This window comes from Neobacillus notoginsengisoli, from assembly GCF_003515685.1.
GTDB classification, from domain to species: domain Bacteria; phylum Bacillota; class Bacilli; order Bacillales; family Cytobacillaceae; genus Bacillus_D; species Bacillus_D notoginsengisoli.
This window is the reverse complement of record NZ_QWEG01000023.1, coordinates 1-14,815: the sequence shown is the minus strand read 5'-3', so window position 1 is coordinate 14,815 and position 14,815 is coordinate 1. Positions and strand designations below refer to the sequence as shown.

15 protein-coding genes are annotated in these 14,815 nt (G+C 43.4%); 12 read left to right on the top strand and 3 right to left on the bottom strand.

Translation table 11 applies throughout. The features are described from left to right. Positions 1-42 precede the first annotated feature (42 nt). Entirely contained in the window at positions 43-1,737 is a 1,695-nt protein-coding gene (locus tag D1B31_RS22290) for a M3 family oligoendopeptidase (protein WP_118924647.1), read from the top strand. 58 nt (positions 1,738-1,795) lie between these two features. Here D1B31_RS22290 and D1B31_RS22285 read toward each other — a convergent pair whose 3' ends face one another. Then, positions 1,796-3,961 (bottom strand): ATP-dependent Clp protease ATP-binding subunit, encoded by a 2,166-nt coding sequence (locus tag D1B31_RS22285; RefSeq protein ID WP_118924645.1) that lies wholly within the window; start codon positions 3,959-3,961, stop codon positions 1,796-1,798. Positions 3,962-4,210: 249 nt separating this feature from the next. Between D1B31_RS22285 and D1B31_RS22280 the strand changes: the two genes are divergently transcribed. After that, positions 4,211-5,254 (top strand): YkvI family membrane protein, encoded by a 1,044-nt coding sequence (locus tag D1B31_RS22280; RefSeq protein ID WP_118924642.1) that lies wholly within the window; start codon positions 4,211-4,213, stop codon positions 5,252-5,254. A 26-nt stretch (positions 5,255-5,280) separates the two neighbouring features. Here the strand turns inward: D1B31_RS22280 and D1B31_RS22275 are convergent, their stop codons facing one another. After that, positions 5,281-5,892, bottom strand: coding sequence for a CPBP family intramembrane glutamic endopeptidase (locus D1B31_RS22275; protein WP_118924640.1), 612 nt, complete (start codon positions 5,890-5,892; stop codon positions 5,281-5,283). A gap of 158 nt (positions 5,893-6,050) precedes the next feature. Between D1B31_RS22275 and D1B31_RS22270 the strand changes: the two genes are divergently transcribed. Next, entirely contained in the window at positions 6,051-6,722 is a 672-nt protein-coding gene (locus D1B31_RS22270; RefSeq protein WP_118924638.1) for an oxidoreductase, read from the top strand. A 61-nt stretch (positions 6,723-6,783) separates the two neighbouring features. Here D1B31_RS22270 and D1B31_RS22265 read toward each other — a convergent pair whose 3' ends face one another. After that, on the bottom strand, positions 6,784-6,972 hold the full coding sequence (locus D1B31_RS22265) for a YkvS family protein (RefSeq protein ID WP_118924636.1): 189 nt from the start codon (positions 6,970-6,972) through the stop codon (positions 6,784-6,786). Between the two features lie 271 nt (positions 6,973-7,243). Between D1B31_RS22265 and D1B31_RS22260 the strand changes: the two genes are divergently transcribed. From D1B31_RS22260 to D1B31_RS24675, 9 genes are all read left to right on the top strand, one after another. After that, the gene (locus D1B31_RS22260) at positions 7,244-7,441 is read left to right on the top strand and encodes a hypothetical protein (RefSeq protein WP_118924634.1); all 198 of its coding nucleotides are present in this window, start codon (positions 7,244-7,246) and stop codon (positions 7,439-7,441) included. A gap of 107 nt (positions 7,442-7,548) precedes the next feature. After that, positions 7,549-7,737, top strand: coding sequence for an aspartyl-phosphate phosphatase Spo0E family protein (locus D1B31_RS22255; RefSeq protein WP_240035393.1), 189 nt, complete (start codon positions 7,549-7,551; stop codon positions 7,735-7,737). A gap of 73 nt (positions 7,738-7,810) precedes the next feature. Beyond that, the gene (locus D1B31_RS22250) at positions 7,811-8,554 is read left to right on the top strand and encodes an SDR family NAD(P)-dependent oxidoreductase (RefSeq protein ID WP_118924690.1); all 744 of its coding nucleotides are present in this window, start codon (positions 7,811-7,813) and stop codon (positions 8,552-8,554) included. Between the two features lie 39 nt (positions 8,555-8,593). Next, complete coding sequence (locus D1B31_RS22245) at positions 8,594-9,541, top strand: AAA family ATPase (protein WP_118924632.1); 948 nt, start codon at positions 8,594-8,596, stop codon at positions 9,539-9,541. Then, positions 9,541-10,737, top strand: coding sequence for a DUF58 domain-containing protein (locus D1B31_RS22240; RefSeq protein WP_118924630.1), 1,197 nt, complete (start codon positions 9,541-9,543; stop codon positions 10,735-10,737). The genes D1B31_RS22245 and D1B31_RS22240 overlap by 1 nt, the downstream gene beginning before the upstream one ends. Continuing rightward, positions 10,734-11,939 carry a hypothetical protein gene (locus D1B31_RS22235; protein ID WP_118924628.1) on the top strand — a complete coding sequence of 402 codons (1,206 nt, stop codon included), beginning with the start codon at positions 10,734-10,736 and terminating at the stop codon, positions 11,937-11,939. Before D1B31_RS22240 ends, D1B31_RS22235 begins: the two co-directional genes overlap by 4 nt. Before the next feature lie 177 nt (positions 11,940-12,116). Beyond that, positions 12,117-12,383: a phosphocarrier protein HPr gene (locus D1B31_RS22230; RefSeq protein ID WP_118924626.1), complete on the top strand. Its 267-nt coding sequence runs from the start codon at positions 12,117-12,119 to the stop codon at positions 12,381-12,383. Further along, a complete protein-coding gene (ptsP, locus tag D1B31_RS22225; RefSeq protein ID WP_118924624.1) occupies positions 12,383-14,098 on the top strand; it encodes a phosphoenolpyruvate--protein phosphotransferase in 1,716 nt (571 codons plus the stop codon). Before D1B31_RS22230 ends, ptsP begins: the two co-directional genes overlap by 1 nt. 280 nt (positions 14,099-14,378) lie before the next feature. Further along, positions 14,379-14,522, top strand: coding sequence for a hypothetical protein (locus tag D1B31_RS24675; RefSeq protein WP_192894817.1), 144 nt, complete (start codon positions 14,379-14,381; stop codon positions 14,520-14,522). Positions 14,523-14,815: the final 293 nt, after the last annotated feature.

Genomic DNA, 14,815 nt, shown 5'->3' with positions numbered 1-14,815 from the left:
TCGAAAACACCATAGAATTCATTAAGAGAGAAGGGGAATCAATTGAAATTTAAGGACTATACATATGACAGACCGAATCTTGAAGAGGCAAAGAAGAAATTCGAATCTGCTCTGGAAAAGTTCAATTCTGCTGGAAGCGATGAAGAACAAGAGAAAGCAATGGATGAGATTAACGCTTTACGCAACCATCTCGGAACAATGTCCACACTTGTTTCCATTCGGCACACGATCGATACGAATGATGAATTTTATAAAGCCGAACAAGATTACTTCGATGAAATCGGCCCTGAAATGGAAGGCTTGATTACAGAGTACTACAGGTCGCTTGCCGGGTCCAAATTCCGGAAAGAACTGGAAAAGAAGTGGGGACGGCAGCTTTTTGACCTTGCAGAAGGGCAGCTGAAAACATTTAAACCGGAAATTGTCCCGCTTTTGCAAAAAGAAAATAAACTTGTATCGGAATATACGAAGCTCGTTGCCTCGGCAAAAATTGAGTTTGAAGGGGAGGAACGAACCCTCGCACAGCTGGATGCATTCATCGAATCGGTCGACCGGGATACGAGGAAGCGCGCCAGTGAAGCTAAGTTCGGCTTTTTCAGCAGCAACGAAGAGCAATTTGACAGGATATATGATGATCTAGTCAAGGTCCGAACTGAAATTGCCCGGGAACTTGGTTATGAGAATTTCGTTGAACTTGGTTATTACCGGATGTTCCGAACCGATTATAACGCCCAGATGGTAGCGGGATTTAGGAAACAGGTGGAAGAATTTATTGTGCCGATCGCAACCAAACTTAAAGGGCGCCAGCAAGAAAGAATAGGTGTGGACAAGCTGTATTATTATGATGAAGCTTTCAGCTTTACAACAGGAAACCCTGCACCAAAAGGAAGCCCTGAATGGATTATTGAAAACGGGCAGAAAATGTATGACGAGCTTTCAAACGAAACAGGCGAGTTTTTCAAATTTATGAGAGAAAATGATTTAATGGACCTCGTTGCCAAAAAGGGCAAAGCGTCCGGCGGATATTGCACCTACATTGAAGAATACCGGGCTCCGTTTATTTTTTCCAATTTTAATGGCACGTCAGGGGATATCGATGTCCTTACCCATGAAGCAGGCCATGCTTTCCAAGTTTATTCAAGCCGCCATTTTGAAATCCCGGAATACTATTGGCCTACTTATGAAGCTTGTGAGATTCATTCTATGAGCATGGAGTTTTTCACCTGGCCATGGATGGACTTGTTTTTCAAGGAAGACACAGATAAATACAAGTTCCAGCACCTAAGCAGTGCACTTCTGTTCTTGCCGTACGGCGTTTCTGTCGATGAATTCCAGCATTGGGTGTATGAGAATCCTGAGGCATCACCAGCTGATAGAAAAGCTAAGTGGAGGGAGATTGAAAAGAAATACCAGCCGCACAAGGATTATGAGGAAAATGATTACTTGAATGGAGGCGGTTTCTGGCAAAGGCAGGGGCATATTTATAACTCGCCGTTCTATTATATTGACTATACACTAGCCCAGATTTGCGCGTTCCAATTCTGGAAGAGGTCTAGGGAAGACAGGGAAGGGGCCTGGAAGGATTATGAGCACCTGTGCAGTCTAGGAGGCAGCAAGTCTTTCACCGGTCTTGTCAAAGAAGCAGGCCTTATTTCTCCGTTCGAGGAAGGCTGCGTTGAATCGGTTGTAGGTGTAATTGAAGACTACCTTGATTCAATCGATGATAAAAAACTGTAATTTATGTATAAAAACCCGGGTCACCTATGTAGGCGATCCGGGTTTTTATGGTGATTGATTATGAATGAAACTGGACTAACGCCACTTTCTCCCGAACAGTGAGTTCATTTTCTTCAATGACTGCTTCAATCACTTTTATTTCTGGATGGTCAAGGATTAAATCAGCAATCTTGTCTTCAAGCTGTTCCTGGATGACGCGGCGAAGCGGACGCGCGCCGAAGGCAGGATGATAGCCGAGTTCAGCCAGTTTTTCCTTTACATCCGCACTGATGGAAAGTGCCAGCCCTTGTTCTGATAGAGCTTCCTGAAGTTCTTCTATCATCAAGCTAACAATATCCAGAAGATGTTCTTTTTCAAGCTGTCCAAATTCAATGATGTTGTCGAACCTGTTTAAAAATTCTGGCTTGAAAAAGCTGCCAAGGGAGTCCAGCAATCCAGTTTCAGCGGAACTGTTGCTATTAAACCCAACATGGATTCGGTTTGCACCAGCGCCAGCGTTTGTTGTCATGATAATAACGGTATCTTTAAAGCTTACTGTACGGCCTTGGCTGTCAGTCAAGCGTCCGTCTTCCATAATTTGAAGGAACATGTGCTGCACATCCGGATGAGCCTTTTCAATCTCATCGAGCAGAATAATCGAATAAGGATTGCGGCGGACCTGTTCGGTCAGCTGTCCGGCTTCCTCGTGGCCAACATAGCCGGGAGGCGAACCGATAAGCTTGGAAACGCTATGCTTTTCCATATATTCACTCATGTCAAGCCTAATCATTGCGTCCTTAGAACCGAACAGCTCTTCTGCAAGCCTCTTTGTCAACTCGGTTTTACCAACACCTGTAGGACCTGCAAATAGGAATGATCCGATTGGCCGCTTTTTCGCTTTCAAGCCGGCGCGGCTACGGCGGATTGCTTTTGCCACTTTTTTGACAGCTTCAGCTTGGCCGATAACCTTTTGATTAAGCGATTCTTCAAGATTCTTTAGTTTGTGCTGTTCATCCTCCTGCAGTTTTCCGACAGGGATGCCTGTCTTCTTCTCAATGATTTCCTGGATATGCTTCACTTTCACGTCCGGGCGGCTAGATGGCTCGGAGTCGTTAAGCATTTTTTCCAGCTTAGCTTCCTCATCGCGGAGCTCCGCAGCTTTTTCGTAATCTTCAGCCTTCAAGACCGCTTCTTTTTCCGAAGCAATCCTCTTTAGTTGTTCCTCAATGTCTTCTTTTGAAGAACCCCCGCCGGAAGCAAGATTCAATTTCGAACCTGCCTCATCGAGCAAATCAATGGCTTTGTCAGGGAGAAAGCGGTCCTGAATGTAGCGGTGCGATAATTGGACACATGCCTGAATGGCTTCCTCAGAATAATTTACTCCGTGGAAATCCTCATACTTTGATTGAATGCCTTTCAAAATTTCAATTGCCGCTTCTGGTGACGGTTCATGAACATGGATTGGCTGGAACCTCCGTTCCAATGCGGCATCCTTTTCAATCTGGCGATATTCCTTCAATGTTGTAGCACCGATGACCTGGAGTTCACCGCGGGCAAGAGCAGGTTTCAGGATGTTTCCTGCATCCATTGATCCTTCAGCAGATCCCGCACCAACTAGTAGATGGATTTCATCAATAAATAGAATAATATTTTTCTTTTTTTGAAGCTCGGAAATCATTTGCTTCATCCGTTCTTCAAACTGGCCCCTGATGCCTGTATTAGCAACGAGGGAAGCAACATCCAACAAATATACTTCCTTATTGGCCAGTTTTGCTGGAACATCGCCATCAGTGATTTTTAACGCGAGACCTTCTGCGATGGCTGTCTTACCAACCCCAGGCTCTCCAATTAGGACTGGATTGTTTTTGTTCCGGCGATTTAAGATCTCAATGACTCTTTGGACTTCCTCATCGCGCCCGATAACGGGATCAATGATGCCTGCTTTTGCAATTTGGGTCAAATTGCGGCCATATTGGTCAAAAAAGCCATTGCCGCCTTTTTTCTGAACAGGTTCATTTATTGTTTCATTGTCCTGGCCAGGAAACTCCATTTGGCCAAAAGGAAATTGATTATGTTGATTAAAAAATGAAGAAGGGAATCCGGCAGACGGTCCGAAAGTGCTAGCCATTGTCTTTCTTTCTTTATTGAAGCAATCCTGGCAAAGCATCAAATCTTTTTTTATGCCGTTCACCATTAATTTCAATTGTACATTTGCATGTGATTGGTTACATATTTGGCAAAGCATACGTTCTGCCTCCTTATAAAGTAATTGAAGGTTCAGTTTGCCTTTGACTATCTTTGACCTTCATGAAACCAGTATACTCTGACCTTCTTTGACTTTCAAGTATTTTGTTTAATGAAAATATTACCAAATTAAAGCGTGGCAAAATTCTTCACCTTTTAACAATTAATACAAAATTAACATCGCAGTCTTCGTGAAAATTGAGCATGGTTTGTCCTGTTTTCCATATAGTGTTTAAGAGGAGGGAGTGCGGTGAAACGAAATTGGACAGGAGCCTTCCAAATCGCGGCCGTCTATGTCGGCACAGTGGTTGGGGCTGGTTTTGCAACAGGAAGGGAAATCGTTGAATTCTTTTCCCGATTTGGATTTATAGGATTTTTAGGGATATTGGTCAGTGGATATCTTCTTATATCAATGGGCTCAAAATTAATGAGGACGGCAGCTAGAATCAATGTTGATACGTATCAAGGGTTTAATGAGTTTTTATTTGGAAAGCGCGCCTCGGGGATCATCAATATCTTAATGCTTCTAATGCTACTCGGGGTCACTTCTGTCATGATGTCGGGAGCGGGAGCGGTTTTCGAAGAACAGCTTGGAACCCCTAGAAACTACGGAGTAATGTTAACCATTATCCTTTCGGTCATTGTGATGTATTTTGGCACTAAAGCTCTCTTTGCCGTTAACACTTTGATCGTCCCAGCGATGATTATGTTCAGCCTCTTTTTAATGGTGCTGTCAGTGTCGCTGCCGGGATTTACCGAGGCTTTCATTAGAACGGAAGGTACTGGAGAGTATTGGAAGGGAGCGTTTTCGCCATTTTTGTATATTGCGTTTAACCTCGGTCTTTCGCAAGCGGTCCTCGTTCCGGTGGCAGCGGAAGTGAAGGACGATTGGACAATAAAATGGGGCGGCATCTTCGGAGGGGCAGCTTTGACAATTATATTGCTTTCGAGCCACCTGACAATGATCATGCTTCCAAATCTTGAAACGTACGACATTCCAATGGCTGCAGTGATGAGGAAAGTAGCCAGCAGTTTTCATTGGGTCTTTATTTTAGTCGTCTATGCGGAAATTTTTACTTCTGTCATAGGCAATATATATGGTCTCGAGAGGCAGATAAAGAAAATCATTCCTTTAAACACGATGACGATTACAACTGGCATTTTCGCTGTGTCTTATTTTGCGAGTCTAATCCATTACGGGACGCTCCTTTCATTCCTTTATCCGCTTTTTGGCTATGTCAGCCTAGTTTTTCTTGTCCTGTTATGGGCAAAACCTTTGCCGGAAATACAATAGAGCCGCCGGAATTTCCGGCGGCTCCTTTAGTTTAGAGGTGAAATAATGAAAATCATCAGGTCGAAAATAAGATGTGACACAATCACGAGCGGCAGGCTTCTTTTCCACGCATACAGCAGGCCCCATACGACGCCAGATACGAGAGCAGCAAAGACAAGAATCGGTTGAGAAGAGTAAATATGGACCGAAGCATACATGGCTGATGATATAAGCACACTTGGCAGAACAGCGGTATGGCGGAGGATCCGTTTCTGGACAAATCCCCTCCAAAACAATTCCTCTCCAGGAACAGCAATAAGAACTAAAGCAATATACTGCCAAAATTCCTTCGGCGAAAACCATCTATAAAGCTTTGCAATACTCCCGGTTAAAGGAAGATTGAACAGATTGATCATGTATTTTCCGAAATAGAAAAGACCGAATAGAATAAAACCTGATACGATGCCCGCAGTCATGTATTTCACAAACGGGACCCTGTCATCCACTTCTTCCTGCATAATTGCCCATATGGTCAACACGAGTAGGCTGGCAGGGAATATGTACCAGAAAATATGCCTATCCTGAAATGAAAAATAAAATAGAAAATGGGCCAGCAAAAACCCGCCTAAAAGACGATAGTCAAAATTCTTGGATACCATTGAAACAGTTTGCTCCTTTCTTGCATCCCACCTATTGTAGCAAATACAGGCAATCAAAAAAAGACCATATTTGCCAGTATTCCCGATAATGCTTTGTATAAAGCCAATATGGTCAAATTAATGGTTAATCGATATAGTGTAAGAAAGGAGGGGAAGGAATGGGTAGGACAGCGTTGGTTCTGGGCGCAACTGGACTTGTTGGAGGCGAACTGGTAAACAGATTAGAAAGAAAGGAAAACTACTCTCAAATTACCCTTATCGGGCGGCGGCCATTTAGCATAGGCAGCAAAAAAGTAAGGAATGTGGTCGTAAATATGCATTCTCTAAAGGATGTTGCGGAGGAATTTAAAGTAGATGACATCTTTTGCTGCCTGGGGACGACGATCAAAAAAGCGGGTTCAAAGGAAGCTTTCAGGCAGGTCGATTTTCAACTGCCGGTTGCAGCGGCCCAACTTGGCTCGTTTGAAGGTGCTAAAAACTTCCTGGTTATTTCTTCTATGGGAGCAAATACAAACTCTGCCTTCTTTTATAATAGAGTGAAAGGTGAGATGGAAGAAGAAGTGAAGAAAATGACATTTGATGCGATCCATATCTTCAGGCCATCACTTCTCCTCGGTAGTCGAAAAGAATTCAGGCTGGGTGAAAAGCTGGCGGAATGGGCAGTTAAACCTTTTTCCAAAATCCTTCCTGACAGTCTGAAAAAATCGTTTCCCATCCCAGCAGAGACTGTGGCGAATGCTATGGCGATAGCGGCACAAATGGAAGCCCAAGGAATAAACATTTACGAGTCGGGACAAATAAGGGAAACAGGGAAAAGCATTTTCAAATAAGGAAGCAGCGACTCTGTCGCTGCTTTCCTCTCACTTACTGCCACCAAGGGCGACTAGATTTTTAATTAGCATTTTCTTTAATAATTTTATAGTTTTTATGATTAATAACGGTTCGCTGATCCAATTCAAGATCCCTGTAGTTATCCATATAAGTCAAGTCTACAATCACAGAGTTTTCATTCACCTTTTCTACAATTCCTTGGAGTCCCCCGCGGAACTCAATGACATTTCCTACTTCTGCTCTCTTCAACTGTCTCTCTCCTTTTTATCCCTAATTTGAATGTAATAGGTTTCTCTTGTCTTTAGTTTCCCTCTTTAATTGGAAAGAAAAATGCATATGACAATAAGGATGGAACAACCTGATATACAGATTTTAATAACAGTTTGCACTAAATTACTGAAAACGTAAAGGCTTTCTATCCATAAATTTTCCTGAAATCCATTTTATTGGCTGACGGCTGGACACAGTTGGCTGGCTAAATTATCATTCATATATAGAAAAACAACGGGAGTGGGTAAATATGATTGATCAAAATGGGATTTACGAAATTCTTGAACAGCTTAAAAATGGGGAACTTGCCGAGTATTATGTTACAAAAGAAGACTTCCTCCCTTTTAGAGAGGTACTTGTAAAACGACATGACTTCAAACACTTTCGCGGTATAGCACAGCGCGGCGGAGGAGTAATTTATGAATATGAAAAAGAGCCAAGAAGTTAAACCTAAGGAAAACGAAATATTTTTTGTGAAAATATTGTGAATTCTTTTTACTGGGTGTACAATGGAAATAACTTTCAAACTATTAGCAGAGCGTAGGTGAAGGACGATTGTTATACCAGGACAACTTGCTGGGCAAAATTGAAAACAAACGTAATGAAATGATTTTGACAGCTACCAAGACTGGAATTACAAGCACCCAGACTCTCACAAAAAGCAGGGAACTCGACGATTTGATTAACCTGCATTATAAGAAAAGTGTTGAATCGTTTTCGTATTCAACTGCGATGACAAATTAGGTTAGGCAGAAGGCGTCCAGTTTAAACTGGATGCCTGTTTTGATTTTCACATAGGAAAAGGAGAGTGGCAGCCATAAGGTTCATCGGGAAAACGGTGGTCATTACCGGTGCGGGGAATGGTATTGGAAAAGGAATAGCAAGAGGTTTCGCCGCTGAAGGAGCTAATGTAGTTATTGGGGACATTGACAAGGGGAGCGGGAAGCGTTTTGAGGAAGAATTGCTGGGGTTAAAAGCCAGCGCCTTGTTCATCCCTACTGATATAAGGGACGAATCGGGGATTCAGAACTTATTTGCCGAAGCTGCCTCACGATACGGAACAGTTGATATTCTTGTAAACAATGCCGGGATATCAAAATTCCACAGCTTTTTTGATATGACTCCGGAAATTTGGGATGAAATCATCGATACAAATCTCCGGAGTGTTTTTCTCTGTTCGCAGGCGGCAGGAAGAATAATGAAGGACAATGGCGGTACAATCATTAATATTGCCTCTACCCGGGCCTTTATGTCAGAACCCCATACTGAAGCGTATTCGGCTTCCAAAGGCGGAATCGTCGCATTGACCCATGCCTTGGCAAGGACACTCGGCCCGTACCAAATAACGGTCAATTGTATAAGCCCCGGCTGGATCGAAACAGGCGACTATGAAAATTTATCAGCGGTTGACCATTCGCAGCATGTTAGCGGCCGGGTAGGGAAGCCGCATGATATCGCCAGAACGTGCCTGTTTCTTGCTGATCCCCTGAATGATTTCATAACTGGAGAAAATATCATCATCGATGGCGGGATGACGAAAAAAATGATTTATGAAGAATAGGAGCTAATGGAATAGTGTCCATAAAAGGGAGCTGTATGTATGGAAGCGAAAAAAATACTGAATGAACTAAAGAAAGAAGTAAGCAACCATTTAATCGGCAAAGAACGAGAAGTGGAATTGATGTTTATCGCCCTTCTTTTTAATGGCCATGTCCTAATGGAAAGTGTACCTGGCACAGGAAAGACGATGCTGGCAAAAAAGTTTTCCGAAGCTGTTGGCGGCCGTTTTTCGCGAATTCAATTTACCCCCGATGTTCTGCCAAGTGATATCACTGGCATCCAGTTCTTTAATCCCAAAAAGCAGGAGTTTGAATTGCTTCAAGGGCCGATCATGGCCAATATTGTCCTCGCGGATGAAATAAACCGGGCTACCCCGAGAACACAGTCGAGTCTCCTTGAGGCGATGGAGGAAAAGCAAGTCACGATTGATGGCCATACACTTCCGATCGAGCAGCCTTTCATGGTCATCGCCACACAAAATCCGGTTGAGTCCCAACAAGGGACATTCCCGCTTCCCGTAGCCCAAATGGACAGGTTCTTTATTAAATTACAGGCCCTTTATCCCGAAATTGAAGAAGAACGTAAAATTATGCAAATCCATCGAAATGGAATGGGGACACCTAAAATTGACCAGGTTGTTACGAAAGAGGAGTTACTAAAATTCGCATTGGAAGCTTCCCAGGTCGTAATCAGCCATGATGTGGAAACATATATTCTTGAGCTCGCCAGGAAAACAAGAGACCACGCCCTAATTGAGCTTGGCGCAAGTCCGCGGGCAACGATTGCGATGATGAAAGCCGCACAGGGAAAGGCTTTTGTAGCGGGTAGAAGCTTTGTCGTCCCGGATGATGTAAAAGCGGTTACGCCATTTGTGCTAGCTCATCGGCTTTATTTAACAACAGAGGGTTCCTTGACACGTACATCCGAAGCCATTATGAAGGAAATACTGGAATCTGTCCCTGTGCCAGTTGAAACGGGGGGCGGATAATGGCGTGGACAAGGCATCTTTTTACTGAAAAGAAAATCGCCGCCATTCAGATCTCCTCTGTGATCCTGATGCTGCTTTCCTTCTACATGGATGAAAGGTTTTTGTTTTTTGCTGGATCAGTTGCCTTCATTGCCATAACATTCAATCAATTGTATGAAAAGAGAGCGGGAGAAGGCCTGGAAGTTGAAGTGGAAAGAAAACGAGACAGATACTTTGTGGATGAGCGAGGGGAATGGAGATTGGTTTTCAGGAATAATGGCTGGCCAATCCTAAACGGAGAAGCAAAAGTTATCTTTGACAATGCTGTTGAGCCAATGCCCGCCGGAAAAACGAGTGGAAAAACATTAAATGAAGTGACCGTTCCTTTTTCAATTATGAGAGGTGAATCCAAAGAGCTCTCAATCCCCTTTCTTACAAGGAAAAGGGGATTATCTAAAATAAGGAGGCTTGAACTTACGATTCCCAATTTGTTCGGTTTTGGGTTCACCCTTCTTGAGTACAAGCTACCCCTTTCGCAGGAAGTACTCGTTTATCCTAAAAGGATGCAGGTTGCTGGGAAAAAGGAAATGATAACTGATCGGCCTGGATCGCAAATTTCATCATTTTCACTTTATGAAGATGTACTTTCGCCTGCAGGAACACGGGAATATAGCATTCAGGACGGTTTCTACAGAATTCATTGGAAAGCTAGTGCAAAGATTGGAAAACTTCAGACAAAACTTTTTGACCGGGTTTCAGAAAAAGGGATGATGATTAGTATTAATGTAGCAGAAAGACATTCACCCTCACCATACCTTGAGGAACTGCTTGAAAGTTCGGCCGACCTCGTGTATTTCGCATGTTCCCGGCATATACCTGTATCGTTGTGCATGAACATCCGGAATGCGGGGGATGTTCCTTTTTACTATGTACCACCGGGGGAGGGAAGGGAACAGCTCCAAAAAATATATGAATTACTTGCCCTGGCAAGTGCTGAGAATGCCACGCTGCCCTACGATAAGATGATGTCGTATGTAGAAAAACATTTGCATCTATTGCCAACTCTTATACATGGCGGAGAGATGACAGAACAGGCATATTGCAGATTCGGAGGAATGCAGAAGAGAGGCATTGCGTTATATCAGTTGAAGGTAGAGAATCATCACTCGACCCTGGGCATTCTTCGGCTTGATGATGAAGGAAGGGTTCCTTCATGATCAGAAAGGTATATTTCTTTGTTCTGGAAATCCTTTTTGCGGCTTTGCTTATTTATCCCTACTTTCCGCCAAAGGAAATGCGGGAAGGTGTATTCGCCGTCATTGCAATTCTCGTCTTTTTCTTTTGGATTCATTCCTGGCTTTTGGCCCGCTTCGGCAGAAAAGCAAAGGCGGCTTTCTTATTGCTAGTCCTTCCTTTACTGCTGGCCTTGGCCCTGCACTTCAGTTTTAATCCGCTATATGCCATATTGGCGGGAATGGTCATCTTTTGGAGGGGGCTTGTTCTTTCGGATGATGATAGCGATGACAGGGATGTTCGGCTGGCGGCAGCCGCAATGTTGGTTGCCATGCCAGCGGCCATTTCGGCGTCTGTTAAACATGGTGGCGTACTAAAAATAACGATTCTCCTGTTTGTCCTGGAAATAGTGCTCGTCATGATTGGCCGGTTTGCTCATAATCTTTCCCAGCTTGGTAAGAATAACGGCCAAAAGTCAGGATTTATCATCTTTTTTGGAAAAGTAATTGGACTTCTTGTCTTATTGGGCCTGCTTCTTGCGTTAACGCTTGACTACTTCAAGGCACTCTTCTTTTTTGTCATCAAAAACGCGGCTATGGGACTTGGGCTGTTGGTTTCCCCTTTGATGAGGTGGCTCGAAGGAAGTATGCTTAAGCAGTCCGCCCAGATGATCCTAAAAGAAGACGGATTAAATGTCGGGCCGGATGCAAGTGAGGCAGGCCAAGCCGGACCTTACTCACCACTTACTGATTCCTCCCTGCTAATACTAGCTACATTCGGAATCATTATTGTTTTTGCATACTTATATAAAAGGAAATCTGTTTTTGAATCAGTCCGGGGTCCAAATCCATCTCCCCAGTTAACGAGCATGGGAACAAGGCTTCCTTCCTCTCAAAAGAAAAGGAAAGCTCAGCCGCCAGAAAATAAGCTACGGCTCGAATTTTATAAACTTGAAACCTTTGCTAGTAAAAAAGGAGTTGGAAGACTCTCCTATGAGACGCTGGAGGAGTGGTGGAAAAGAATCGGTATTCATTCGAATCGAAGGCTGGCTGAATTATACGGAGAAATCCGCTACGGGTCCATGCCGGTTGAGGAGGAAAATCTTGAATATGCGCGCTCTGAAATCAAAGCCATTAAGGAACAAATGAAAACTTTCCGAAATAAAAAAAGAGTTAAAAAAGAATGAATAGTTTAACAGTCGAATATTTTTCAGTTTAGTTGACTAAAGTCCCGAAATTGGTTAAGTTAATGAGGTTAAGGGAAAACCGTTTTCTTTGCTTTATGACGGTTTTTTTCATAAAGTTAACAGGAAGAATAAAGAAAGACGGAAACCCAAATATATCGTTTAAGGAGTTTGATTTTAATGGCAGAAAAACAATTTACAGTGATTGCGGACACAGGAATTCATGCAAGGCCAGCTACTCTTTTAGTCCAAACCGCAAGCAAGTTCAATTCCGATATCAATCTTGAGTATAAAGGCAAAAAAGTAAACCTGAAATCAATTATGGGTGTTATGTCTCTTGGAATCGGACAGGGCTCAACGATTTCCATTTCCGCAGAAGGAAGCGATTCGGAAGACGCGCTTCGTACACTGGAAGAAACACTTAAGAAAGAAGGATTGGCAGAGTAATGGCTTTTTTGCAGGGTATTGCTGCTTCAAATGGCATCGCTATAGCAAAAGCCTATAGGCTGATTGAGCCCGATTTGTCATTTAAAAAGCAATCTGTCGAGAATGCTGATGTCGAGATAGAGAGATTCCGAGCAGCACTTGAACAATCAAAAGGGGAACTAGCGCAAATTCGCGACCGGGCCAGGGAAGAACTTGGGGAAGATAAAGCAGCGATATTCGAGGCTCATCTTCTTGTGCTTTCCGATCCGGAACTGGTTTCTCCAATCGAAGATAGAATTAATACAGACAATGTAAATGCCGAGGTGGCCCTTGATGAAACGGCCGGCATGTTCATCTCGATGTTCGAACAGATGGATAATGAGTACATGAAGGAGCGGGCCGCGGATATCCGGGATGTAACAAAGCGTGTCCTGGCCAAGCTATTGAACGTTCAGCTGCCAAATCCGTCCATGATTGCTGAAGAGGTCATTATCGTTGGGGAAGATCTTACTCCATCTGATACCGCTCAGTTGAACCGCCAATTTGTACAAGGTTTCACAACCGATATTGGAGGCAGGACGTCCCACTCTGCCATCATGGCGCGTTCGATGGAAATTCCGGCTGTAGTCGGTACGAGGAAAGCAACCGAAGAAATTCAAAATGGTGACCTCGTCATTGTTGACGGCCTAAAGGGAGAGGTACATATTAATCCTACTCCTGAACTTGTAAAGGCATACGAGCAGGTCAAAGATGATTTTGAAGCTCAAAAATCAGAATGGGCCAAGCTTGTTAATGAAAAAACGGTTACTGCGGATGGCCATGAAGTTGAACTTGGCGCCAATATCGGCACGCCAAAGGATTTAAAAGGAGCGCTTGAAAACGGCGCGGAGGCAGTCGGCCTTTACCGTACAGAGTTCCTTTATATGGGCAGGGACCAAATGCCAACGGAAGATGAACAGTTTGAAGCATACAAAGCTGTCCTTGAAGGAATGGAAGGGAAGCCTGTTGTTGTCCGGACGCTAGACATTGGAGGAGATAAGGAACTCCCTTATTTAAACCTGCCCAAGGAGATGAATCCTTTCCTTGGATACAGGGCGATCCGTTTATGCCTTGACCAGAAGGATATCTTCCGTACGCAGCTTCGCGCATTACTTAGGGCAAGTTCCCATGGCAACTTGAAAATCATGTTCCCGATGATTGCAACCTTAAATGAATTCCGCGAGGCAAAAGGAATGTTAGAGGAAGAAAAAACCAATCTCCTTGCTGAAGGGGTCACCATCGCCGAGAAAATCGAGGTCGGTATTATGGTCGAGATTCCTTCCACTGCCGTTTTGGCAGATCAATTTGCAAAAGAAGTGGATTTCTTCAGTATTGGAACAAACGATATGATTCAGTATACAATGGCAGCCTCCAGGATGAACGAACAAGTTTCCTATTTGTATCAGCCTTATAATCCATCCATTTTAAGACTTGTCAAAATGGTGATTGATGCAGCGCATGCTGAAGGGAAATGGGCAGGCATGTGCGGCGAAATGGCCGGAGATGAGACTGCTATTCCTCTGCTTGTCGGGCTAGGCCTTGATGAATTTTCAATGAGCGCGACCTCCATTTTGCGTGCGCGTTCACTCATGAAAAAGCTTAAAAAGTCTGAAATGGAAGAATTGGCAGCAAAAGCTTTATCAATGGGTACAGTGGAGGAAGTTGTCGAGGCTGTAAACTCTGTTGTGAAATTGTAATGTAATTGAAATAATAATTTAGGTTTTACCTATGACAATGCGGGTAAAAGAGTACTAAGCAACAAGTTTGATTTAGTGTAAGCTAATCATTCTCATTTTCCCCCTTTTTGCCGGCTGCATCTGCAGCCGGATTTTTTTGTCTTGACTCCGGATTTCGATTTGATAGGAAACATACTGGAGATTTATAGCAGTTATGGAAATTCATTTTTTTTCCTATATGTTTACGGAAAGCTGTAAAGGGGAAGTTTTTTATGTATGCATATTTAAGGAGGGTAATAAAATGGATAGGAAAAAGATGCTATTAACGACAGTCGCGCTTGGCGCTGCTTATTTAATGAGAAACAAAGAGTCTCGTGATAAACTGATGGACCAAATGCAATCAATGGGAACAGCAAAAAAGAAAAGTAAGCCTGATACAATGTAAACAAAAACCCCTCACCAGGGGTTTTTGTTTTTATCCTGTTGTTTACCCCTACAATTGAAAAAAGGAGCGAAAGGGTATAGGCATATTTGGCGGTTACTTGGACATACTAGGGTTGTGCGAAATTGGAGATTGAGCACAACCCGGGGCACGGCCCGGGTCTTTTTTTTTGTTGCGTGCCCAGGCAAGCCGTTAATTGCTAATTGGTGAAAGTCCAATCTGAGTAAGTACCAAGACGCTCATTAGCTGACAGGCAACTGGTGGAGAAATCCTAAGGTTGAAGCCCTGTGACAACG

What these genes read in the sequence shown, in the direction of transcription:
- D1B31_RS22285 (WP_118924645.1), bottom strand. Translation starts at nt 3,961, where the DNA reads ATGCTTTGCCAAATATGTAACCAATCACATGCAAATGTACAATTGAAA.
- D1B31_RS22275 (WP_118924640.1), bottom strand. Translation starts at nt 5,892, where the DNA reads ATGGTATCCAAGAATTTTGACTATCGTCTTTTAGGCGGGTTTTTGCTG.
- D1B31_RS22270 (WP_118924638.1), top strand. Translation starts at nt 6,051, where the DNA reads ATGGGTAGGACAGCGTTGGTTCTGGGCGCAACTGGACTTGTTGGAGGC.
- D1B31_RS22260 (WP_118924634.1), top strand. Translation starts at nt 7,244, where the DNA reads ATGATTGATCAAAATGGGATTTACGAAATTCTTGAACAGCTTAAAAAT.
- D1B31_RS22245 (WP_118924632.1), top strand. Translation starts at nt 8,594, where the DNA reads ATGGAAGCGAAAAAAATACTGAATGAACTAAAGAAAGAAGTAAGCAAC.
- D1B31_RS22240 (WP_118924630.1), top strand. Translation starts at nt 9,541, where the DNA reads ATGGCGTGGACAAGGCATCTTTTTACTGAAAAGAAAATCGCCGCCATT.
- D1B31_RS22235 (WP_118924628.1), top strand. Translation starts at nt 10,734, where the DNA reads ATGATCAGAAAGGTATATTTCTTTGTTCTGGAAATCCTTTTTGCGGCT.
- D1B31_RS22230 (WP_118924626.1), top strand. Translation starts at nt 12,117, where the DNA reads ATGGCAGAAAAACAATTTACAGTGATTGCGGACACAGGAATTCATGCA.
- ptsP (WP_118924624.1), top strand. Translation starts at nt 12,383, where the DNA reads ATGGCTTTTTTGCAGGGTATTGCTGCTTCAAATGGCATCGCTATAGCA.
- D1B31_RS24675 (WP_192894817.1), top strand. Translation starts at nt 14,379, where the DNA reads ATGGATAGGAAAAAGATGCTATTAACGACAGTCGCGCTTGGCGCTGCT.